The sequence below is a fragment of the Aporhodopirellula rubra genome, assembly GCF_014192335.1.
Classification (GTDB): domain Bacteria; phylum Planctomycetota; class Planctomycetia; order Pirellulales; family Pirellulaceae; genus Rhodopirellula; species Rhodopirellula rubra.
Window position 1 is genome coordinate 199,571 of record NZ_JACHXU010000007.1, and the last position, 22,421, is coordinate 221,991.

Below are 22,421 nucleotides of genomic sequence, written 5' to 3' on the forward strand. Positions count from 1 at the left end.
GCGGGGCTCTTTGATCCGGCCTACTTCGCGGCCGTTGGGAGGATGGGCACAAAAAAAGCCAGCCCGTGATTTCTCACAGGCTGGCTTGAGTGGAGGCGGGGAGGATTGAACTCCCGTCCCGCGATACATCCACGACACCGTCTACATGTGTAGTCAAGCTATTTGTAGGAACTCGAAGTCCCCTTTTCGCTTCACGAGGCGCTACCTGACAGGCTCCCCGATCGGCTAACTCGAATCTTTTTTAATCCACCGCGTCCCGAGTAGGACGATGGACGATCCAGAATTGTGACGGACATTCAGGCGACTCTGGCGATCCCCATCAGTCCGCGCTACCTGTTCTTAGGCGGCGAGTGCAAAGTTTTCTTCTGCAACTAAAAATTTTTGATCAGATTTTTACGTGGCCTTCTGATCAACCACGACACGCAGGTATTCGCTTCTTGTCATCCGGTCGATTCCAAGTCGCCCCCGTTGCTTGGGAGAACCCGAACGGCGTTAATTCGCCGCTCAGATCCTGTTCTTATCTTATCAGACGCAGGTGGCGAAGGAAAGGTTCACCCTTTCGCGGACAGAGCGGATTAACGGCCTGATTTGCTCGGCAGTTAGCGAGAAACGCCGGCGGCGATTGCCCCGCCGTGGGCGAGTTGCCAATAAACCTGGGATTGGTAATCTCGCGAAACCAGTGAACTGCGTTTGTACGCGGGTAGTCGCGACAATAACATCTCGTACAGATCCCGCAAAATCGCTTCGCTGTCTCCGTAGTAGCTGTGCCCGAGCAGACTCAGATCGATGCCCGAGACGTCGATCGTGTCGACCCCCGGCACCACCACGAGAAATTCACCTGTCTCGCCTGCTCGCGGGTATCCGTGGACGGCCTTGGATGCGACGAGAGCCTGATCGTCCGACGAGGCGTATAGCGTCACTTGCTCGGCGACCTGCGTAAGGGCACCGGCGAGATCTTTGCGGAACAAGTCGGCATCAACGTCAGGTGCGGCGAGTACGACCCGATCGAAAATAGGCTCGGCGTCCTGTCGCGTGAGCGCCATTTGTTGCATTGCGGCGGTCATGGCCCGGTTGCCCATGCTATGCGCGACGACGTGAATCGACTTCGCCCCGCTAGTGTCGACCAATTCGTTTAAGAATTCCTTGAGGTGCCCGACCGTCCACGCGGCATTATTTTCATCAACGGGGTATCCCATCAACGTGCCTTGGCTCGGCCAACTGTAACAAATCGGAACGCCCTGGAATGGCAGGTCGACGGCGATTTGGGCCGTTCTCAAAACCGCCGATTCGAAGCCGACGTTGTAACCGTGAATGAACACCAATAGGTCGGGCTGTGAGGCCGATTGGATTTCGGCATGGAGACGTTGCGAAAACGCGTCGCCCGCGAGTTCTTCGACACTGGTCAAAACAATGTGCTTGGATTGATCCTCGGAGACTTCAAATTTGAGAAGACTCGGTCGCTCCACCGTTCCGGGTGTATGCGTTTTGGGAACTGTGACACGGCACACGCCACGGACCAACGTTCCACGATCACCGGTATACGTGACGCCATGTTTTTCAATCGTAGCGGCGCCGGAGAAAAACACACATGCAGCGGCGATCGAAAACGCAAGCGTGAGCCCACCGGAGAGTTTGGCCGTCGTCGTGCGACGCAGCAGCCAGGCGAGCATCGCGAGAACTGCGGTGGCCGCGACGCCCATTCCGAGCAGACTGACGAGTTGCCGCTGCCCGGTTAACTGATAGGCGGACAACGGGTGAGTGTCCTGTTTTCGGTCAGTCGCGTAGAGCACATCGACGGATTGAAATGGCGACTCGGAGTCTTCCGCACCGCTGTCCGCCGGTAGCGAATCAGACGTCAGTGGAGCGTCCGGTTGATCCAGATCGATTTGTTCGAGAGCAAGATTCTCGACGGCCGTGCTCGCAGCCGCTTTTTCGTCCGCAATGCTTTCATCTGCGGTATTTTCGTCTGCGGTGCCTTGATCGAAGGACATCGCCTCTTCGGACGACATCTCAACCATCCCGCTCGCAGGCGTCGAATTGCCCGAGAATGACGATCCGGATGCTCCCTTGTCTGAGAACTTCCACGACGGTGCCTTCGAACTCTTACTCGGTGTGGGTGAATAGGGGCCGCGAGATCGAGAGTAGCTCTCCTGAACAGCAGATTTTGTCGCGTTTTGGCTCCAAATCGAAGCCGACGAGCCCGATGCGCGCGGCCGACGAGCAGGAGGAGCCGCTTGACCAACAGGTGGCATCGCGGGCGTTGGTGATGTTCCGGTAATCGGCGATGGCTCGACCTCGGCCACCAAAGGTTCCACCGACTGGCTCGCCGGACCCGTCATCGGCGCCGCATTGGGGAGTTGGTGAGGTGTCGAAAACTCTTCGGGAAGCTCGATCTCCTGCACCGGCGAGGAATTTTCCGCCATTTGATCGGGAGCGCGAGAACATCCCGCCACCACGATGATCACGATTCCAGCTAGCCACGTGTGATTGTTTCGCCAGTTCATCGCTTGCTCTCTACCCATCGGAATGATTGCACTTCTCGTGTCGTCACAATGGCGACGGCCCCGTTTTTAGGCTATCGGGGGGATCGACGTAAATGTCGATCTGGGAGATGCGATCGCAACCGATGCCCTGATTAGCGAAGAATCAGGGCGTGCGATGTGGTAACCGGGACCCTGGATTCCCGACGCGTTCCATTGCCGAATCGAAACCGTCAGCAGCCAGACGATTGCGTCTTGACGATCACGGCGGTTCGATCGTCGTGCTGGATCGCGTTACCGTTGAAGTTTTGAGCGAGCATGAACACCGAATCGAGAATGCGTGTCGCGGGCAAATTTCTACCCATGACAACTTCCTCCACGACTCGGCGGTCACCGAGGAAGTCTTGATGGTCGCACGTGGCTTCGGAGATGCCGTCGGTGAACAGAGCCAGCAAATCTCCACGCTCGAACTGGTGCGCGCAGCATTCGCAGAATTGTTCTTTCGGATTGATGCCCAGAGGCGGGTTATCGGTTTCCAACCGGACGACACATCCGTCGGATTTCACTAGGTAACCGGGATGTCCAGCGCTGCAGTATGATAACTCGGTCCCCTCGGCGTTGAAGCTCGCGACGAAGAGCGTGACAAAGAGTTGTTGCTGCATATCATCGGCGAGCAACCGATTGACTTGCGTGATGATTTCACCGAGCGTCATTTGCGTCGACGCGAGTGCGCGGACAAACGCGCGAGATTCGACCATCATCATGGCGGGTCCGATTCCGTGACCGCTGACGTCGCCGATAACGACCATTAGGGAGCCATCGAAGCGGGTGATGTAGTCGTAGAAGTCACCACCATTTTGCGTTGCCGAGGAACAGCGACCGGCAAGGCTGACGTTGGGAAACTGCGACTCGTTGCGAGGATACAGTCGCTGTTGGATCGTGTCGGCCAACTCAAGATCGTGCCGAACGCTGGCGAGTTCCTTTTCGAGCAAATGCCGAGCGTTGCGTTCGACGGCGAAATGAACGGTACGGCCGAGTAACTCGGGCGTGAAGTCGTCACCCTTGACGATGTAATCTTGAGCGCCCAAACGAACGGCGCTGACGGCGGTTCTCTCGTCGGTGTCCCCACTGATAATCACGATTGCCGCGTTGCCACTGGCATGAGCCAGTTTCCGGAACGTCTCTAGTCCATGACTGTCGGGCAAATTTAGATCGAGCAGGACGAGATCGACCTTCGTTTCATCGAGGGCCACCAAAGCAGATGCCAGACTGTCTGCTTCGCGAACCGAGTACTTTCCACTGAGACCTTTTTTCAAACAAACCTGCGCATGAAATCGTGCGGTCGGGCTGTCTTCGACAAGCAAGATTGCAATGGGAAGAGCGTTGTTCAATGGGGACTCAAGTTGGCTTGCTCTCGTCGGTCCGATTTCCGACGAGAGACTTCGAACCGCTGCGAGACAAGAACGCGGCATAAGCAACACGCTCTTATGAGGGGTAACGGACATCCCTTATTATATTACCGCCAACAGATGCTTCACAAGTCTCTAATCTGAGACTCTTTGTCACCGTTTGCGTTTTTTCTTCTTCTCCCTACGCTCATTTTTGCGTTTCGATTTGTAAATCGATTTCCCCTTTGCGGCGGCCTTAGGTGGACGAGCGGAGCCCTTCGCGGCAGAGAGATTCTTGACCACTCGCAGGTAGAGTTGTCGGTCCTGCAAATCAACTTTATCGATGCGGACCACCAACTGATCGCCAAGACGAAACTGGTTGCCCTCCTTGTATCCGACGAGCATTTGGCCACGCCGTTCGAAACGGTATTGGTCACTCGGCAACGTCGTGACGGGAACGAATCCGTCGACGGGCAATTTGATGCAACGTGCGTGCAAACCGTCGGCGAACACACGACTGACAACCGCCTCGAGAGTCTCGCCGATTTTCTTCTTGAGAAAATGAAGCAGCTTGAGTTGGATCAACTCGCGTTCGGCCGATGCGGCGTTTCGCTCGGCGTCACTGCACTCATGCCCTAATTTAACGAGTTCGGCAAACGACTCGTCGGGAGTGGACTTCTTATCGATTAGTTTCTGCACCAACCGATGCACGCTGAGATCCGGGTAGCGCCGGATGGGACTCGTGAAGTGACAGTAGTGCTCCATGTCCAACGCGTAGTGCCCTTCGCGGTGCGGGCCGTAGACCGCTTTGTTCATGCTCTTGAGCACGGCAAAGTTCACCGCATTTTCCATCGGAGTGCCAGCGACCTTGTCCAGAACCGCTTGGATTTCAAAGCGGCTCTCGACGTTGTCGATTCCGATGCCGAGGTCTTTGACGAACGACGTGAGGCTGCGAAGTTTCCGTCGCTCAGGTGGCGCGTGGATACGATGCAAGAAGTTCAGTTCGAGGTTATCGAGCCAATACGCAACCGCTTGGTTGCCCGCCAACATGAACTCTTCGATGATCTGATGACTCTCGGTATGTTCGACCAGATAGGCACCTTTGACTTTGCCGAGTCGATCAAGATCGAGCTTGATGTCTGGCATGTCCATCGACAGCGAACCTTCGCGGAAACGCTTTTTGCGCATCTTCATCGCGAGGGTGTGCATGTTATCGAGCAGTTCGCAGATTGGCTCGCCCCATTCCTCTCGGAACGCTTCGGGCGATGCGAGGTATTGATCGATCTGCTCGTAATTGAACCGCTTGTCACTGCGGATGACCGCGTTGTGCGTTTCGGTATGCGTGATCGTAAGGTCGTCAGTGAACTCAATTTCCACTGATTTGACGAGACGACGGCGATCGGGTTGCAGTGACGCGAGGTGGTTGCTGATGATTTCGGGAATCATCGGGATCACTCGATCGGGCAGATAAACACTCGTGCCCCTTTTTCGAGCCTCCTCATCGATCGCGCCACCGACGTGAACGAAATGGCTGACGTCGGCGATGTGCACCCACAACCGCCAACGCCCGTTTTCACGGCCGAGCGAGATTGCGTCATCGAAATCGCGAGCGTCAAAGGGGTCAATCGTGATCGTCAACAGATCGCTGAGGTCGGTACGATCCTCCGGCGGATTGTCTTCATCAAATTCATCCGCCCGAACGCGTGCTTCATCCAAAACGGCGGCCGGAAACTCGTCCGGCAGTCCGTACTGACGCATGATCGTCAGGGTGTCGATCGCGGGGTTCTTGCTGCTGCCGAGGCGTTCGAGAATGACCGCTTCGCCCCCGCCCCCGTCGTCATCGGGGAAATCAACGATCTCGACAAACACCTTGTCGTCATCGACGAGCGGCAAGCCGCGAACATCTCCGACGCTGACCGGGGCATTGAAGTGGACGCCGTCGAGATATACAACGGGGCCATCGATCTCGACAACGGGTCCGCGGTCCTCTTCATCGGGCGGCATCGGTTTCGTTCGGAACGTGCCGGTGAATTGGCGACGTTCGCGCTGGATCACCGCGATCACGACGCCCTCGACACCACCGCGACGTCCCGGGCTGATTTCGACTTCGACGAGATCGCCTTCCATGGCCCCGCCCGTGGCACCGGGCGGCACAAACACGTCTTCGGGCACGTCACCGTCGGCATCGGTCCCACCGCTCGATGGACGGACGAATCCAAAGCCGCCTCCCATGGCGCGACGAAATTTACCGCGGATACTGTCGGCGCTACCACCGACGGCGGCCGCCGCCATGACAAGGTGATTGCCACCGTAGACGAGCCGCCCCTCAAGGACGAGCTGTTTGATCACACGACGTAGTTCGCGATATTCATCGCCGTCGAGCTTCAAATGGGTGGCGATTTGTTTTGGTTTGCTAGGGCGATATTCCGCCGCATGGACCCATCGAAGCAAACGATCGGTCAATTGTTGAGAAACTTCCATGTCGCCCAGGATAGCGACAGGGTGAACCGGAAGCGAGACGCTGAAAATACCGATTCCGCCAACATCACCCCCAACCGCCAAACAGAGCGTCCCCGTGGTGGGGAGTCACCGCGATACCAGATGCGTGCCGCGAGCCCTCAGCCGATCAAATCGAACGGCCGTTTAACAGAAATTCTCAATCACACCGACACCGCTGAGGCCGTTGCGTCGCAGCGAAAGAGCAAGCGTTTCCACCTCGAGGGCTTTCGTTCGTTGCATGTCACGCACGATCAAGGCGGTGTCGCACAAAACCGAATCCGCAATCGAGGAAGGGCCACAGTCAACAATGACAATGTCAAACGACTTTTGCAGCCGAACGAGCATCTCACGCAATTCTTCGGATTGAAACGGTGCTTCGCCGTTGCGTTCGAGCAGCGGTAAGAGCGTCAACGCGTCGGCATCGGACGCGACCGCGATTTCCTCCAGCGGCGTGTTCCCGCGGATCGCATCGGGCCAACTGTGGTCGAGATCAAGGTGCAGATCAGTTGCGATTTTGACTCCTTCACGGTCGGCATCGACTAGAGCCACGCGTAGTCCCGAGAACGCAACACTGAGAGCCAAACCGATGGCAACGGTCGAGCGTCCTTCACCGGGTTTCGTACTCGTGATGGAAATCGTACGGAGACCTTGCTCGCGAGCCTTTGCCAAGCGGGCTGAAAGTTGTTCGGCGATCGATCCGGACAAAAACAGCTCATCAATCGTTGCCGGGACAATGAACTCGTCGACTTGCCAAGCCGGGGTGAACTCAGCCAGCGGTGCGGGTTGGCGTGCGGGCTCGGGTTCGGTTTCGACAACGGGAGGCGTGACCGGTTGTGGTTCAGCCGCAGGTTCGAGTTGAGTCGCCGACTCGGGTTGAGTTGCTGTTTGCGGCGGTGCAGTTGTTTGCGGAGGTGCAGCGACGGGTTGCTCCGCGGCAACCTCAGGCTTCACGGGAACTTCAGTTGCCACCACAACTGCGGCGGGCTCCACTGCCGAAACCACCGGTGCCGGCTGGACCGGAGCAGCAACAGCGGATTGAGACGCGGAGTTGTCCGCTTGATGCAAACGGGTTTGCTCCGGTGCTGGGATTGGTTCTTTGACTTCGTTATCAGTGATGCGAGCGGTCGTCGACAAAATCATGACGTCGATCGGCTGCGCGAACATCGCTTCGAGAGCGTCCGCCGAGATGCTCGTTTGCTCCTCGGAGACGCGGTTTGCCTCGACTGGTTCGGCGGGACCAGCGACAGGCGGACGGGTGTCGACGGGTGGATGTTCGGCGACCGGCTCGGGGTTCATCCGAGGTGCAAAATGAGGTGCGGATTGCGGTGAGGGATGGGCCGTGTCGAGACGGATCTGCTGAGCGGTCTCCTCGTTTTCCAACCACATGGAACTGGATTGCGACACCGAATGATCGAACTCGAGCCCGGCGCGATGCATCCGCTGAGGTGATTGAAAGTCTTCGTCGTACAGGTCACGCTCAACATTCAATGCTCCCGCGCCCATCGCGGCGGCATCCTGTTGGAACGAATCACCCGATACGGAGTCGCCCGTGATGGAGTCGCCGGTAAGTGGGGCCATCGCGACACGATTGGAATACGCGACGGCTTGCGTTGGTCTCGCGACCGGAGCCTGTGATTCTTGAGTGCGGTTGCGACCTGCCGCTCGGTCGAGTCGCAATAACGCTTCATCCAATCGCCGCGACGCCAGAACACTGGACTGCGTCATGTTTTCTTGACCGATTCGTTCACGCAACGATCTTGGGTGAACAGCGGTCGCCGTTTGTTGTGGAACGTGTGCATCGCCCGTGGCACGGGTGGGTTCATTGGCGTGGGGCATGATGGGTCTCAAACGAAAAAACTTTGATTGAGCGATCGGAGGAGCATCCGTGCTCGGATTCGAAATGATTCAGAGGTCTCAGCGAATTCCGCTGGCACCGGAATAGCCACCCGAGGGCATCGCAACACGAGCTTCGGGAGTCGTCATCGATTCCGCCGCACCGGTCGCGGAGGACGAGCGAGCGTCTTGACCGGTAGCACCTGAGGCGGTTTCACCCGGCAATGCGAATCCGAAATCAGGTTCGTCCGGCAATCCGGTCGTGCGAGGCCCGACCGACACGTTGGCGTCAACGCCCTGCATCGCGGCGGTTGGCTCAACGAGCGACTCCGATCCGACAGGTGGCAGGTACTTTTTCCAGTTCGTGATCGCTTGCGGTGTGCGGCTTTGCAGGATTTCCGTTCTCGGTGCAGACACCGGTTCAACCGAAACCGTCGACTGAGCGATCGACGGAGCCATCGCGAACGAGTCGGTTGGCATTGCGTTGGTGCCGACGGGCCCTGTTTGCGAATAGGCTTGTGGCGTTTGAGCGGCAGCACGTGCGGCGTCCATACGACGAATCTCTTCGTTAGCCGCCGCTGCGAGTCTGGCCGACACCGCGTCGAGTTGCGAAGGATCAAATTCCGGCGTGTTTGTCGTCCGGTGACCGCTCGGCTGTGACGCAGAATCAAACGCGACAGGAGGCATCGCCGCGCCGTTCTGGTTTGGCATGCCGGGCTGGTTGGGCATGCCAACGTGGTGATGTGAGGAAGGATCATCGAACCCAGGTTGCGTTTGATTCGCATAGCCGGGGAACGGCGGAGCGTTCGGTTGCGATACACTCACCGTTGACGCATGGGCGTGGTCATGTGGTGGTTGAACTGGCATGCCGAATTCGTCCGAACTCGGTTGCTGGATCATGTGCGAATTCGCCAACGGGCTTCCGATATGGCTGGTCGCCGTTGGCGATCCGGCCGACGCGTGATTGTGTGCTCCCGCCTCACCATCAATTTCGGAATGGAATAACGATTCTGGCGTGGCCTCCGAAGAGGCCACCGATGAAAAGAAGTCTTGTTCGGACGGCATGACGTCGGACTCTGCGACGAGAGATGACATGTCTTCGATTTCGCCTTCACCGCCTCGCGGCATGAACACGGCGAGTCCCGCGATCAAAAGAAGCACGACCAACAACGCCTTTCGTGATGCCATGGTTTCGAGCAACGAAGACTCCTGCGACTCACGCTCCTCGTGTGCCTTCGATTTGGCACCGGTCGAAAACTCGATCGTCGCTGGCGATTCATCAGCGGCCGAAACTTCGACGAACGATTCCTCGAACACAGGCGGAGTGCTGGCGGCGCGAGGCAGGGCGCCGAACGAGGGCAGCGGCTCGGACAATGCGTTCGGCCCGTTGCCGGGACCGGTCGCAGAATGAGTTGGTGAGGCGGGGGCCTGCGGTTTGGCCGACGCAGTGGGTGCAGGATCCTTCACAACCGAGCGAACCGGCTCCGTGGCCATCGTGTCCGTCTCTACCGCGACCTCGTTTTCCACAACGCCGTTTTCATCAGCATTGTTTTCGACGCCGCCGTCTTCGGGTGCGTACTCATCTTGCTGTGCGTCCACGGGATCGAGATCCGGGAGGCGCAACAACGTCGGAGGCAGAGCGTCCGAGGTGGAGTTTCGGCTGGAATATTGATTACTGGCACCGGCGCGATCCGGCGTCTTGTTCTTGGTTTCAGACGCGAGCGTCATCGTTGCATCCCTGCATTTTGAAATGGATCGATTCCGATCTTCCCCCCTATCGTGTGCATCGACCTGTCGGCGGCACATGCTTGAGGATTATTCGGGATAGTGAAACTTTGACGGCTCTCGCAAGATGAAAACGGTCACGGGAACCGCGTTACGACGTTTTTTGACGCAAATTGCCCGTGGTGGTCGATTCGGATCGACTTTGCAAGAATGCCTGGGCAGCGTTTGTTCCGACTGTGTTTTGCGTCATCCCCAATCCCCCATCTTGCACAGAGTTCGTCACCGCTCATGCCGCGTCGCCTACTCGTCACCGCTGCGTTGCCCTACGCCAACGGTCCTATTCACATCGGGCACCTCGTCGAATATTTGCAAACGGACATTTGGGTTCGTTTTCAAAAACTCCGTGGTCACCGCTGCCTCTACATCTGTGCCGACGACACCCACGGCACCGCGATCATGATTCGGGCCCGCAAAGAGGGCCGCAGCGAACTGGAACTTATTGGCGAAATGAGTGAGTCGCATCAGCGTGACTTTGCCGGGTTCGGAATCGAATTCGACAACTACGGCAGCACCCACAGCGACGAGAATCGCAAAATCTGCGGCGAATTCTGGCAAGCGTTGCGGAACGAGGACCTCGTCACCGAACGGACCGTTGAACAACTCTTCGACCCGGAAGCAGAAACGTTCTTGGCCGATCGGTTCGTTCGCGGCACTTGCCCGAAATGCGGACGCACCGACCAAGCCGGCGATAACTGCACGTGCGGGCACACCTACAACCCAACCGATCTGATCGATCCGGTCAGCACGCTCAGCGGCGCGACCCCCGTTCTACGCGAATCGGCCCACCTTTTCGTTGAGCTGGAAAAGCTGCACGGATTCCTGAACGAATGGGTTGCCGAATCGGGCGCCCTGCAGAGCGAAACGGCCAACTATCTCAAGGGACATTTCCTTGCCGACGAACTGCGTGACTGGGACGTCAGTCGTCCGGCACCGTATTTCGGTTTTGAAATCCCAGATTCACCTGGCAACTATTGGTACGTCTGGTTCGACGCACCGATCGGATACATCGCCAGCACGCAGCAGTGGTGCGACAAGCACGGCGAAAAACTCGACGATTGGTGGAAGAGCGACGAGTGCGAAGTCCACCACTTCATCGGCAAAGACATCACTTACTTCCACACGCTGTTTTGGCCGGGCATGTTGAAGACGGCCGGCTATTCGCTGCCGACGAAAGTACACATCCACGGTTTCCTGAACGTCAACGGCATGAAGATGTCCAAACGTGACGGAACCCTGGTCAAAGCCGAAACGTTTTTGAAACACATCGATCCGGCAGCGCTGCGTTATTTCTACGCGTCGAAACTGTCATCGCGCGTCGAGGATCTCGATCTTTCGTTGACGGAGTTTGTTGACAAGGTCAATTCGGACCTCGTCGGCAAAGTCGTCAACCTCGCCAGCCGCGTGGGTAAATTCGCTGGACAAACCGGATTGTCGGAAACCTATCCCGATGACGGGGGACTGTTCGAGAAAGCGGCTGCGGCCGGGGATGCGATCGCGGACGCGTATGAACAGTGCGAATACGCCAAGGCGATGCGATTGATCATGGAACTCGCCGACGCGGCCAATCCGTTCGTCGAACACGCACGTCCATGGGAAATGAAGAAGGATGCCGAGCGAACGGACGAACTGCGAGACGTATGCACAGTCGCGTTGAACCTGTTCCGACAACTCGCCGTTTACCTCACGCCGGTACTGCCATCGCTCGCCGCCGCGTGCGGTGAACTTTTAGACGATCCCATTGTGTCGTGGGACCAAAGTCAGACGCCGTTGGTCGGTCGCGGCGTTAACAAATTCAAACGAATGATGGACCGAGTTCAACTAGAGAACCTCGAAAAGATGATTGAAGAAAGCAAAGCCGAAGCCGCCGCTGACGCCGATGTTACCGATTCGCCAGCACCCACGTTCAACGACAGCGATCAACCACTCAAGGACGAACCGCTCGCCGACGAAATCACAATCGATGATTTCATGAAAGTCGATTTGCGAGTCGCGCGAGTCGTCGCGGCCGAACACGTTCCCGAAGCCAACAAATTGCTGAAACTCACGCTGAGCCTCGGCGGTGACGAAACACGTCAGGTCTTCGCCGGAATTAAAGCGGCGTACGAGCCTGAAAAACTCATCGGCCGACTGGTCGTGATGGTCGCTAACTTGAAGCCACGCAAAATGCGTTTCGGCATGAGCGAAGGCATGGTCGCGGCCTCCGGTCCCGGTGGTGCAGAAGTCTTCGTACTGGGCGTGGACGAAGGTGCCCAACCGGGCCAACGGGTACACTAGAGCATTTCCATTTTTGTTGTAGCCATCGTCGCCCGACGGTGGCCCACGGTGCGGCGAACGTAGCTACTATTGAAAACTACGTCATTGCCAGAAACGCTCTAATCCCCGTTCTTTCGCCGAACAGCGTCCTGGCACGATTGTCAGAGTTTGAGACGAATGAGGGCGTTGTCCCGCTTGCGGTCCACGCACCCCGTTGAGGTTCGCAAACCAGGAGCGTTCGCGTCTGAAAGGGCACGACGCTCTGGTTCTCAGGCGTCTCAAACTTCGTGTGGCATGCCGCGCCGCGGACCTTTGGGAACTCTTCCATCTTGGGTTTGAAACCACGTGAATGAATCTCCGATCAACGTCGCCATTGTTCATTGCCATTTCGAACCGGGTGGCGTGACGGGTGTCGTTCAGAATCATGTTGATTGCTTACGTTCGGGAAAGGAACGCGAGTCGATCGGAAAGATCGTTCTTGTCTCCGGCCAACGCGTGTCTGGGATCCGCAAATCGACGCTCGCTCATGCTGACGCGATTCAGATTCCCCAGCTCGATTACGACGCACTCGCGATCGATGGATTGCCCAGTGCAAAAAGCTCATCCGGACAACCGGAATCGGAGGAGTCGCAATCGCCAAAATCGTCGTTTGAGCGAATCAAAGGCTTCCAACGCAGCGACGCGAGGCACGGCTCCGTGGCCGGTCAACGCCTGTTCGAGTTACTCGATGCGACCCTGCGACATGAGGGACTGCGGCCGGAAGATTCCGTTATCCATTGGCACAACCATAGCCTTGGAAAAAACGCGGGTGCCCCCTTTGCGATCGCTCACTTGGCCAATGCAGGCTGGCGGTTGCTGCTTCAAATCCATGACTTCGCCGAAGACCAGCGTCCAGAGAACGTTCAACATCTGCTCGAACAAACCGGCGCGACGCGATCGTCCACATTGGACGCGATCCTGTACCCGTCTCATCCCAACATCGCGTACGCGTGTTTGACGGCAGGTGATGCGGACGTGTTGAAGGAGTATGGCTTTCCGCAATCGCGTGTGACGACGATCCCAAACAGCGTTCGGCTGCCTCCCGGCGAGATGTCGAGTCGTGAAACGGCGATCGCGAAAGTCACCGCTGCCGTCTCGATCGCGCCAACAAGCAAATGGGTGCTGTATCCGGTACGCGGAATTCGGCGAAAGAACGTCGGCGAGTTTTTATTGGTCTGTCAGTTGTTGCCGGATGGGTTCATCGGCGGGCTGACGCTCAAACCCGACACAACTCTCGAGGCGGAATCGTACGAACGATGGCGAGCGGTCGCCAAGGCATACGTGCCAAACGTTATTTTCGACGCCGCTCACCACGACAACATCACTTACGCGGACAACCTGTCGGCGTGTCATTGTGTTTTATCGACCAGCGTGGCCGAAGGATTCGGGATGGCATTTCTCGAACCATGGTTGGCCTCACGCCGCGTGGTCGCTCGAAATCTTCCTACCGTAACATCGGATTTTGCGGCCGAAGGCGTTCGCCAACCGGACCTTTACGAGGGTGTTTGGATTCCCGGCGAAGCCGCCTGGGTTGCCGAAATGAAACGCCAATGGTCGGCGGCGCGGGAACAAGCCTGGGCGTCATTACCTGCGGATGTCCAACCACGCGAACTCGACGCCGACGCGGTCACCGGACGATCCGACGCCGTCGACTTTGCCTGCTTGCCGCCGTCGGAACAAATCACAACGATCAGACGTTCCGCGACGGACGCGTCCTTTCGCAAGTCGATAGAAGAACTCAACACGGACTTGATTTCATCGATCACCGCCGACCCACCCTCGGACCTGATAGAATCCAACCGGCAAACGATCGCGATTCGGTACAGCCCCGAGGTTCAATGCGAGTTGTTAACGAACTGTTACCGGGCGTTGACGTCTGGCTCCGCCGAGGAGCTTAATTTGATCCCCACTCTGCCACGAAGTGACGACGTGAGAATGATGGACCTGGTCGCAGGTTCGCACCCATTTTACCCCTGCCGCGTCGAAGGCCACCCGGTCGCTCAGTTGCCCGGCGATCAACGGTAACCGTTAACTACACTGTTGCCACTCCTCCTCACATCCCCACTCCTTGACGCATCTCCACCTATTGAGACTTGATATGAAAGCTCTGTTGCTAACCGAATACAAAACGATGCAGTGCACCGATGTCGAGGAACCCGCCATGGGCCCGGACGACGTTTTGATTCAAGTCGAAGCGTGTGGGATATGCGGCAGCGACATTCATGGATACGACGGCAGCACGGGACGACGAATCCCGCCGTTGGTGATGGGACACGAGGCCGCGGGAGTAGTCGTCGCGACGGGCGATAATGTGACCGACTTGCCTGCCGGGAGCCGCGTGACGTTCGATTCGATGGTTTCCTGTGGGCAATGCCACTTCTGTAACGACGGTCATCAAAATCTGTGCGACAATCGCTTGGTGCTCGGCGTCTCTTGTAGCGAATACCGACGGCATGGCGCGTTTGCGGAGCGTATTTCAGTTCCCCGTCGCATCGTTTATCAACTGCCTGACTCACTCCCGTTCGAACATGCCGCTTTGGTCGAGGCGGTCAGTGTTGCCGTTCATGCCGCCGCCGTCACGCCAATACGATTGGGCGACACCGCTGTCGTCGTAGGAGCAGGAATGATCGGCCTCTTGACGTTGCAGGCCGCTCGCGCCGCCGGCGCGACGCGGATCATCGCCGTTGATTTGAACGACAAACGGTTAGACACCGCGTTGAAGCTAGGTGCGACCGACGTCCTTCGCGGTGATCAAGTCGATGTGCCGAATGCGATTCGTGAAATGACCGAAGGACGCGGGGCCGACGTGGCGTTCGAAGTCGTTGGGGCGACACCTACCGTTACCACGGCAATCGAATCAGTTCGCAAGGGCGGAGCCGTGACCTTAGTCGGAAACGTCAGCCCCACGATCGAACTGCCATTGCAGTCGGTCGTCACCCGCGAAATCCGACTTCAAGGAACGTGTGGCTGCAACGGTGAATACCCACAGTGCATCGACTTGATGAACCGAGGCGTGATCGACGTCGAACCACTGATCACGGCAAAAATTTCGCTCGCCGATGGCCCGAAATGGTTCGAGCGTTTGTACGCAGGCGATCCTGAACAAATGAAAGTTGTGGTCTGCCCTAACGCTTGAAATCAGAGCCGACAAACATCCGAATCGCCGAGGGAATCACCTCAAATTCGATTGGTTCCTTTTCAATCAGTTCACCGTCGAGCGTGAACCGCATCGGCGGTTCGGATCGCAATCGAATCCGTTTCGCTTTGCGGAAAATCACCTGTTCGCATTCCAAGAAGTTACCGAGCAGGTTTCCTGAAACGATCTCCACCATATCGATCAGATCACCGTCGCGAATGATCACCACGTCGAACAATCCATCGACGGGAGACGCGTGCGGGGCAACCTCGATGTGCCCCGCGTTTGTTCGGCCGTTGGCGATCAAAACGGCCCACGAATCGAGCTGTTCGAACGTTTCTCCATCGACGTCGGCAAAGAGACGATACGTCTGCATGTCGGCGAGCACGCCGACGGCCCCTCGCAAATAACAGAACGCGCCCCAGCGAGCCTTCACGTCATCGGTCAGCTCTTCCGACACACGCACGCAATTTCCCCCGGCGGCGACATTGGAATAGTAACGTTCGATCCCGTCACCGCGGATGCGGATCACGTCAACAGGCACACTTTCCCGGCTGAACAACGTCTTCGCGGCGAGGTCGATTTCATTGGGGATTCGTAACGTTCCCGAGAAATCGTTGGCTGTTCCCAATGGGACAATGCCCATTGAAGGCCGAGACTTAGAATCGATTTGCATCAGATGGTTTACTACCGCGTGCACGGTCCCGTCGCCACCTGCGGCGACCACGGTCTCACCGCCGGAATCGATGAAGTCTGTAATCTCAGCAGACAAATCCACGTCACGATCGAGCTCCAACCAAGCCGTCGGATGCTCGGCTAGTTCCAACCGAAGACGCTCGATTTGCGAGGATCTCCCCGAGCCTCCGTTCCATATGACGAGTAATTTCATGGTCGCATCTGCGTCTGAATTCTTCTGACTGGGATCGCACGTGCGATCAACCAACACAGCAAAGCCCAGACCAATCCGGCCGCCCATCCGGCGAGCACGTCGGTCGGATAGTGCACCCCCATATACACGCGACTGACGCCGACCAAGAACGACAAAAACACCGCGACCGCGATCACATAAACCCGCACCCAAAAATGTCGCAACACGGGGGCGATCAAAGCTGCCAAAGTCAGATACACGACCGCCGACATCATCGAATGCCCGCTCGGAAAACTACTCGTGTAAACGTGCGACAAATGCGGGACGATGTCGGGGCGTGGACGGGAAAACCAATGCTTCATCATCAGACTCATGCCCATTCCCCCAAACGCGGAAACCAACAACACGAGCAGCAAGCGATAGGAACGATTGATCGCCAAGAATCCAGCGGATGCCGCGATTGCGATCAACAAAACCGAGATCCCACCGAGGCCCGTTAAATCACGACCGGCCTCCGCGAGCCACGCGGGCCCGAGCGGTTGAGACAGGTCACCGTCCTGCCGCAGGTTCAACACCGCCCAACGGTCGAATGTGGCGGTATCCCCTTCGGTCACCTCACCGGCGAGTTCGACGAACCCCCAACTCAACAACACGACCGCCAACATACCAAACAACACGATCGGTTCACGACCTCGGATAAACCGGACCACGCGAACAAGGGATGAGTCAGACTGGTGAAGATGTTTGGTTTCCATGAGACCCTCAAATTAGCAATCCTCGTGCCAGGACGCAGTCGTCAGCGGCTTTACCGAAATCGCAAACACAGCCGGAACAGCGCAGGCGTCCCCGCGATATCCGGTGAACACACATCCTTCCTGTGAACCGGCCTTAAACGGTGCCTCGAGTCGAAAAACGCGCCGAATACCTCGTGCAGGTGCCTTTCGCCGGCATCATCTTCGCTTGCGATGAAACCGCATCGTCTTGTCGATCGGGCGGGGAATGATATCGTGTAGGATTCACTCCAAACCTCGCCAGTGCCCGATTTTTTCATGCCGCAGTCCGATCTCGACACAAACCAACACCGCGATCCGGACGGCGATTCGCTCGATTGGCAGCGTGAGGGTTTGTATCTCAACGCATTCGGCCGCGCGTTACGGCGAAAATTTGGCGGACGCGTCCAACGCGTCAGTCTCGACGCGGGATTCACCTGCCCGAACGTCGATGGCGCCGTGACCACCGGCGGATGCAATTTTTGCGACAACCGATCGTTCAGCCCGTCTCGCCGCGTTCGCCTGGAACGTGTCAGCGAACAGTTGCGTGCTGGCATCACTCGAGTGACGCGACGATACGATCGCGTTCAGGGTTTCATCGCCTATTTTCAACCCGCGACGAACACCTACGCCCCGGTCGACCAACTGAGAGAGATTTACGAACTGGCGTTAAATGCCGACCCACGAATCGTCGGACTCGCGATCGGCACCAGACCGGATTGTGCCCCCGAGAGCGTTCTCGAACTGCTGGAAGAGATCGCCAAGCATCACGTCGTATCGCTCGAGTTTGGAATGCAATCGGTGCATGACGAATCGCTGCGTTGGATGAACCGAGCTCACACGCACGACGACATGATTAACGCGATCGACCGCGCCCGCGGCCGAGGGTTTGAATGCTGCGGCCATGTGATCTTAGGTGTCCCCGGCGAAGACCACGCGATGATGATGCAGACGGCACACGAGGTCGGAATCCTCGGCTTTGACGCGATCAAGTTGCATAACCTGTACAGCGTACACGGCACACCGCTGGGTGAAGAAGTCTTGGCGGGCAAGGTCAAGATGATGGAACGAGAACCCTACGTTCAAACCGTGGTGGACTTCCTCGAACGCATTCCACCGACCACCGTCGTGGAACGCGTCAGCGGAGACGCACCACCGAATTACTTGATCGAACCCAAATGGTGTCTCGAAAAATCAGCCATCCGCATTGAGATCGACGAGGAATTCCAACGCCGGGGCACACGCCAGGGATCACACTTCGTTGCACCGGAGATCGCACCGGAACAGCGTCCACGTCCGGTCGACTCAACACCACCCGCCATCCAAGACCAGATCGACAACCGCGGGCGTTTACCGATATTGAAGATGCAAGGGGGAGTGGTCGGTGGACTTCACCGCGATTGATTTCGAAACGGCAACACGCCGGAGCGACAGTGCATGCCAGTTGGCGGCCGTTCGCGTGCGTGGAGGCGAGATCGTCGACCAAGCATGCTGGTTGATCCGACCGCGTCCGTTTTACATCAGCCCGCAAAACATCCAAATCCACGGCATCACACCGGACATGGTGAGAGACCAACCGGAGTTCGGCGAACTGTGGCCGGTCATTTCCGAGACACTCGCCGACGACTGCTTGATCGCCCACAACGCGAGCTTCGACCTCGGCGTCTTGATGGCTTGCCTCGAAACGCACGGCCATCCGATTCCCGACATGCAGTACAGTTGCACGCGGGCGATCGCCAAACGAACCTGGCCCAGCCAACCACGCTTCGGACTGAAACCGTTGTCAGACTGGCTCGGCGTTCGATTCAAGCACCATGACGCCCTGGAAGATTCGATTGCGTGTGCCAAGATCGCTCTGGCCGCAGCCGAAGAAGCCGGTGCGACGTCACTCGAGCAACTCGAAGCCAAACTCAAATTGTCGCGAGGGCAAGCAGGCCCCTGGGGCAAAACCGGACCTTCGGCGGCGAGAAAAACCTCTCGCCGAAGGACTTCGCCTCCATCCCCTCCACCCGAATCACCCGGCGTGGAAATCTTGATGAGCGGAGCGGGCGTCGATTTGCAACGCTTATTTGTACGCGCCGAATTCATCCGCCCTCTCGCCGGTCAAAGCGTCGTTTTCACGGGAACATTAACTCGGATCGCTCGGGAAGATGCCGAACGGTTGACCTTGTGCAGCGGCGGAAAGTGCTTGAGTAGCGTGTCCCGGCGAACGAATTTACTCGTCGTAGGTGAGATCGATCCGAGGACACTTCGATCGGGAAGATCGCAGAGTACCAAGGAAGAGAAAGCCCGCGGGTTGATTGCCGAAGGAGCCGATGTGCGGATCGTCACGGAGCAAGAGTTTCTGAATTTGATCTCCGCGACGATGTAGGAAGTTTGACAACGGCACGATACCGGCCTTCACCGTCAATTGTGGGGGCAGCCAGACGACGGGTCGTTTTTTTCGCAATTGGATTCTTGATTCCGCGCACGCATTAGGCCACAACGGGATTGCCGGGTGGATCGTCCGATTCTTGTGAAACGTGTGGTTTATTGACTCCCGTCGGACAAAACGCGGCAAATTCGTCTGGCAGTACCTCAAACTCGTTTGCGACAAGGCAGGCTACGAAGGCTAATCAAGATTGGCCTCACAATCGTGAACCTCTATACTTCGTCGCAATCATCGGTGCGTATTTACGCACTATGATCGGCGTCGTGTTCGAAGGTCCGAACTCGCATACGATGATCCCGCTACTTTCTCTTCGAAAGAACCAAGTTCATGTCCAATACACTGTCCGACCGCCCTTCCGCAAAAAAGCAGTCCTCGACTGATTCGATCCCGACCCTCGGAATGCTTGATTTACCTGCGGATTTGCGGCGTCACCTGACGATCACTCTCGGTCACGCCGATCCAGCGACGCCAGCGGAGAGCGAGACAGAACAGAGCTATCTTTATCGGGCTTTGGCCATCACCGTTCGCGATCGTCTCGTCCCGACATGGCAACAAACCTGGAAACGGATGAAGCAAAGCGACGACCGCAAGATTTATTACCTTTCACTGGAATTCTTGATCGGTCGCTCGCTGACCAACGCGATTCAGAACCTGGATCTCGACGACGACGTCCGCGAAGCCTTGCACAACTACGGAATGCACCTCGAACAGATCGCGGACAAGGAACTCGACGCCGGTTTGGGCAACGGCGGTCTCGGACGTCTCGCCGCGTGCTTCCTCGATAGCTGCGCGAACCTACAACTGCCCGTCATCGGATACGGCATCCGATACGAATACGGAATGTTTCACCAACACATCGAAGACGGCCGGCAAGTCGAAGACCCCGACCACTGGCTTCGTGACGGCAACCCTTGGGAAATCAAGCGTGCCGAAAGCACCCGCCGAATCCGTTTCTACGGTCGTCCCGAAACCTATCACGCGCCTGATGGCACACTACGCAAACGACTGGCCGATTCACGCGACGTACTCGCCGTGCCATTCGACATGCCGATCCCCGGCTTCCGTAACGAAACCGTCAATACGCTTCGGCTTTGGAAAGCTTCCACAACGGACGTCTTCGACCTCGCTGAATTCAATGCCGGCAGTTACCCCGAAGCCGTTGCGGCCAAGAACGACGCCGAACAAATTTCGATGGTGCTCTATCCGAACGACGCCAGCGAAAACGGAAAAGAACTTCGTCTGAAACAGCAGTACTTCCTCGTTTCCGCATCGCTGCAAGATGTGATCGAACGTTGGGTCGAAAAGAACGGTGAAGACTTCACCGAATTCGGACTCAAAAACTGCTTCCAACTCAACGACACCCACCCCGCCTGTGCGGTTCCTGAGTTGATGCGATTGCTGATGGACGAACACGGCATGACTTGGGACGACGCGTGGGAAGTCACGACGCGTTGCATGGCCTACACCAACCACACGCTCCTCCCGGAAGCTCTCGAACGTTGGTCCGTTGGTTTGTTCAGCCGATTGCTGCCACGCCTGCTTGAAATCATTTACGAAATCAATGCACGGTTCCTGAAACTCGTTGACCAACAATGGCCAGGCGACATCGCGATGCGTCGTGAAATGTCCTTGATCGAAGAAGGTGACAACCCACACATTCGCATGGCCTACCTCGCCATCGTCGGCAGCTTTTCGGTCAACGGTGTCGCCGGACTGCACACCCAATTGCTCGAAAGCGGTCTGTTCAAACACTTCAGCGAACTGTGGCCTCGCAAGTTCAACAACAAAACGAACGGTGTCACGCAACGCCGTTGGTTGTCACACTGCAACCCAGGTCTGCGTGGTCTGCTCGACGAAACCATCGGCGAAGGCTGGCAGACGGATCTGAGCAAGATCAGCAAACTGGCGCCGTACGCAACCGACGCCGCATTCCAAGAACGTTGGATCGCGATCAAACTCGAGAACAAAAAACGCTTGGCCGAATTAGTCGCCAAGAACACCGACGTTCAATTTGACACGTCGTTCCTGTTCGACGTTCAAGTCAAACGGATCCACGAATACAAACGGCAACTGCTGAACGTCCTTCACGTGATCCATCTGTACGACCGCATTCAACGCGGCGAGACCGCTGGCATGGTGCCACGATGCGTTTTGATCGGTGGTAAAGCCGCACCGGGTTATCACGTTGCCAAATTGATCGTCAAACTGATCAACGACGTGGCTTCGGTTGTGAACAACGATCCAAAATGCAAAGACCTCCTGCGCCTGGTCTTCTTCCCGAACTATCGCGTTTCGTCGATGGAAATCATCTGCCCGGCAACCGAGTTGTCCGAACAGATTTCGACCGCAGGGAAGGAAGCATCAGGTACCGGAAACATGAAGTTCATGATGAATGGTGCCTTGACGATCGGCACACTCGACGGAGCGAACATCGAAATCCGCGAAAACGCAGGCGAAGAAAACTTCTTCCTCTTCGGTTTGGATGCACAGGAAGTCGTCGAAGCGAAGAAAGACTATCGCCCGAACGAGATCATTTCGGCGGATGCAGAAATCGCCAGCCTTATGAACCTGCTCGAGAGCGGTCGCTTCAACCCGACCAATCCTGGCTTGTTCGATCTGCTCACCGGCGGATTGCGAAGCCCTCATGACCCATGGGTCACGATCGCCGACCTGCGAAGCTACATCGACGCTCAAGGAGAAGTCGGTAAAGCCTACCAGGACGTCAGCCACTGGAACCAAATGAGCATTCTCAACACCGCCGGCAGCGGTTGGTTCAGCAGCGATCGCACGATCCAACAGTACGCCCAAGATATCTGGGACGTACGTGCCTTGCCCGCAAACGGCTAGAAGGCACCCACAACAAACGCAGGGCCGGTCTCACCGGCCCTGGCATACATCCCGCCCGCCGTGATGCATTTTGAACTACAACGTGCCGTGCC

Annotated in this window: 13 protein-coding genes and 1 other RNA gene; 6 read left to right on the forward strand and 8 right to left on the reverse strand. The window is 57.1% G+C overall.

Going from position 1 to position 22,421, the window contains the following annotated elements; all coding sequences use genetic code 11:
• Window positions 1-87: 87 nt before the first annotated feature.
• The 6 genes from ssrA to FHS27_RS11850 form a co-directional block, all read right to left on the reverse strand.
• Window positions 88-467, reverse strand: a transfer-messenger RNA (tmRNA) gene (gene ssrA / locus FHS27_RS11825).
• A gap of 132 nt (window positions 468-599) precedes the next feature.
• Entirely contained in the window at window positions 600-2,504 is a 1,905-nt protein-coding gene (locus FHS27_RS11830) for an alpha/beta hydrolase (protein WP_184305146.1), read from the reverse strand.
• Between the two features lie 209 nt (window positions 2,505-2,713).
• Window positions 2,714-3,871: a PP2C family protein-serine/threonine phosphatase gene (locus FHS27_RS11835; protein WP_246419588.1), complete on the reverse strand. Its 1,158-nt coding sequence runs from the start codon at window positions 3,869-3,871 to the stop codon at window positions 2,714-2,716.
• Between the two features lie 171 nt (window positions 3,872-4,042).
• Window positions 4,043-6,349 carry a ribonuclease R family protein gene (locus tag FHS27_RS11840; protein ID WP_184305147.1) on the reverse strand — a complete coding sequence of 769 codons (2,307 nt, stop codon included), beginning with the start codon at window positions 6,347-6,349 and terminating at the stop codon, window positions 4,043-4,045.
• Window positions 6,350-6,511: 162 nt separating this feature from the next.
• The gene (locus tag FHS27_RS11845) at window positions 6,512-8,203 is read right to left on the reverse strand and encodes an AAA family ATPase (protein WP_184305148.1); all 1,692 of its coding nucleotides are present in this window, start codon (window positions 8,201-8,203) and stop codon (window positions 6,512-6,514) included.
• A gap of 78 nt (window positions 8,204-8,281) precedes the next feature.
• Window positions 8,282-9,928 (reverse strand): hypothetical protein, encoded by a 1,647-nt coding sequence (locus tag FHS27_RS11850; protein WP_184305149.1) that lies wholly within the window; start codon window positions 9,926-9,928, stop codon window positions 8,282-8,284.
• 285 nt (window positions 9,929-10,213) lie between these two features.
• Between FHS27_RS11850 and metG the strand changes: the two genes are divergently transcribed.
• The 3 genes from metG (at window position 10,214) to FHS27_RS11865 (ending at window position 15,413) form a co-directional block, all read left to right on the forward strand.
• The gene (gene metG / locus FHS27_RS11855) at window positions 10,214-12,259 is read left to right on the forward strand and encodes a methionine--tRNA ligase (protein ID WP_184305150.1); all 2,046 of its coding nucleotides are present in this window, start codon (window positions 10,214-10,216) and stop codon (window positions 12,257-12,259) included.
• 324 nt (window positions 12,260-12,583) lie between these two features.
• Entirely contained in the window at window positions 12,584-14,302 is a 1,719-nt protein-coding gene (locus FHS27_RS11860) for a hypothetical protein (RefSeq protein ID WP_184305151.1), read from the forward strand.
• 73 nt (window positions 14,303-14,375) lie between these two features.
• Window positions 14,376-15,413, forward strand: a complete 1,038-nt coding sequence (locus FHS27_RS11865) for a galactitol-1-phosphate 5-dehydrogenase (RefSeq protein ID WP_184305152.1) — start codon at window positions 14,376-14,378, stop codon at window positions 15,411-15,413.
• On the opposite strand, the gene FHS27_RS11870 is transcribed toward FHS27_RS11865, so the two are convergent.
• Both FHS27_RS11870 and FHS27_RS11875 read right to left on the reverse strand, forming a co-directional pair.
• Window positions 15,403-16,302, reverse strand: coding sequence for a diacylglycerol/lipid kinase family protein (locus FHS27_RS11870; protein WP_184305153.1), 900 nt, complete (start codon window positions 16,300-16,302; stop codon window positions 15,403-15,405). The two genes, FHS27_RS11865 and FHS27_RS11870, sit on opposite strands and share 11 nt — an antisense overlap.
• Complete coding sequence (locus FHS27_RS11875; protein WP_184305154.1) at window positions 16,299-17,036, reverse strand: phosphatase PAP2 family protein; 738 nt, start codon at window positions 17,034-17,036, stop codon at window positions 16,299-16,301. Before FHS27_RS11875 ends, FHS27_RS11870 begins: the two co-directional genes overlap by 4 nt.
• A gap of 294 nt (window positions 17,037-17,330) precedes the next feature.
• Between FHS27_RS11875 and FHS27_RS11880 the strand changes: the two genes are divergently transcribed.
• From FHS27_RS11880 to FHS27_RS11890, 3 genes are all read left to right on the forward strand, one after another.
• Window positions 17,331-18,455 (forward strand): TIGR01212 family radical SAM protein, encoded by a 1,125-nt coding sequence (locus tag FHS27_RS11880; protein WP_221225053.1) that lies wholly within the window; start codon window positions 17,331-17,333, stop codon window positions 18,453-18,455.
• Complete coding sequence (locus FHS27_RS11885) at window positions 18,436-19,422, forward strand: exonuclease domain-containing protein (RefSeq protein WP_184305156.1); 987 nt, start codon at window positions 18,436-18,438, stop codon at window positions 19,420-19,422. The genes FHS27_RS11880 and FHS27_RS11885 overlap by 20 nt, the downstream gene beginning before the upstream one ends.
• A gap of 387 nt (window positions 19,423-19,809) precedes the next feature.
• The gene (locus tag FHS27_RS11890) at window positions 19,810-22,329 is read left to right on the forward strand and encodes a glycogen/starch/alpha-glucan phosphorylase (protein WP_184305157.1); all 2,520 of its coding nucleotides are present in this window, start codon (window positions 19,810-19,812) and stop codon (window positions 22,327-22,329) included.
• Window positions 22,330-22,421 lie beyond the last annotated feature (92 nt).

Bases quoted from the DNA above. Each gene is read 5' to 3' on its own strand.
- FHS27_RS11840 (WP_184305147.1), bottom strand. From the start codon at position 6,349: ATGGAAGTTTCTCAACAATTGACCGATCGTTTGCTTCGATGGGTCCAT.
- FHS27_RS11880 (WP_221225053.1), top strand. From the start codon at position 17,331: ATGCCGCAGTCCGATCTCGACACAAACCAACACCGCGATCCGGACGGC.
- FHS27_RS11890 (WP_184305157.1), top strand. From the start codon at position 19,810: ATGTCCAATACACTGTCCGACCGCCCTTCCGCAAAAAAGCAGTCCTCG.
- FHS27_RS11845 (WP_184305148.1), bottom strand. From the start codon at position 8,203: ATGCCCCACGCCAATGAACCCACCCGTGCCACGGGCGATGCACACGTT.
- FHS27_RS11870 (WP_184305153.1), bottom strand. From the start codon at position 16,302: ATGAAATTACTCGTCATATGGAACGGAGGCTCGGGGAGATCCTCGCAA.
- FHS27_RS11865 (WP_184305152.1), top strand. From the start codon at position 14,376: ATGAAAGCTCTGTTGCTAACCGAATACAAAACGATGCAGTGCACCGAT.
- FHS27_RS11830 (WP_184305146.1), bottom strand. From the start codon at position 2,504: ATGAACTGGCGAAACAATCACACGTGGCTAGCTGGAATCGTGATCATC.
- metG (WP_184305150.1), top strand. From the start codon at position 10,214: ATGCCGCGTCGCCTACTCGTCACCGCTGCGTTGCCCTACGCCAACGGT.
- FHS27_RS11850 (WP_184305149.1), bottom strand. From the start codon at position 9,928: ATGACGCTCGCGTCTGAAACCAAGAACAAGACGCCGGATCGCGCCGGT.
- FHS27_RS11875 (WP_184305154.1), bottom strand. From the start codon at position 17,036: ATGGAAACCAAACATCTTCACCAGTCTGACTCATCCCTTGTTCGCGTG.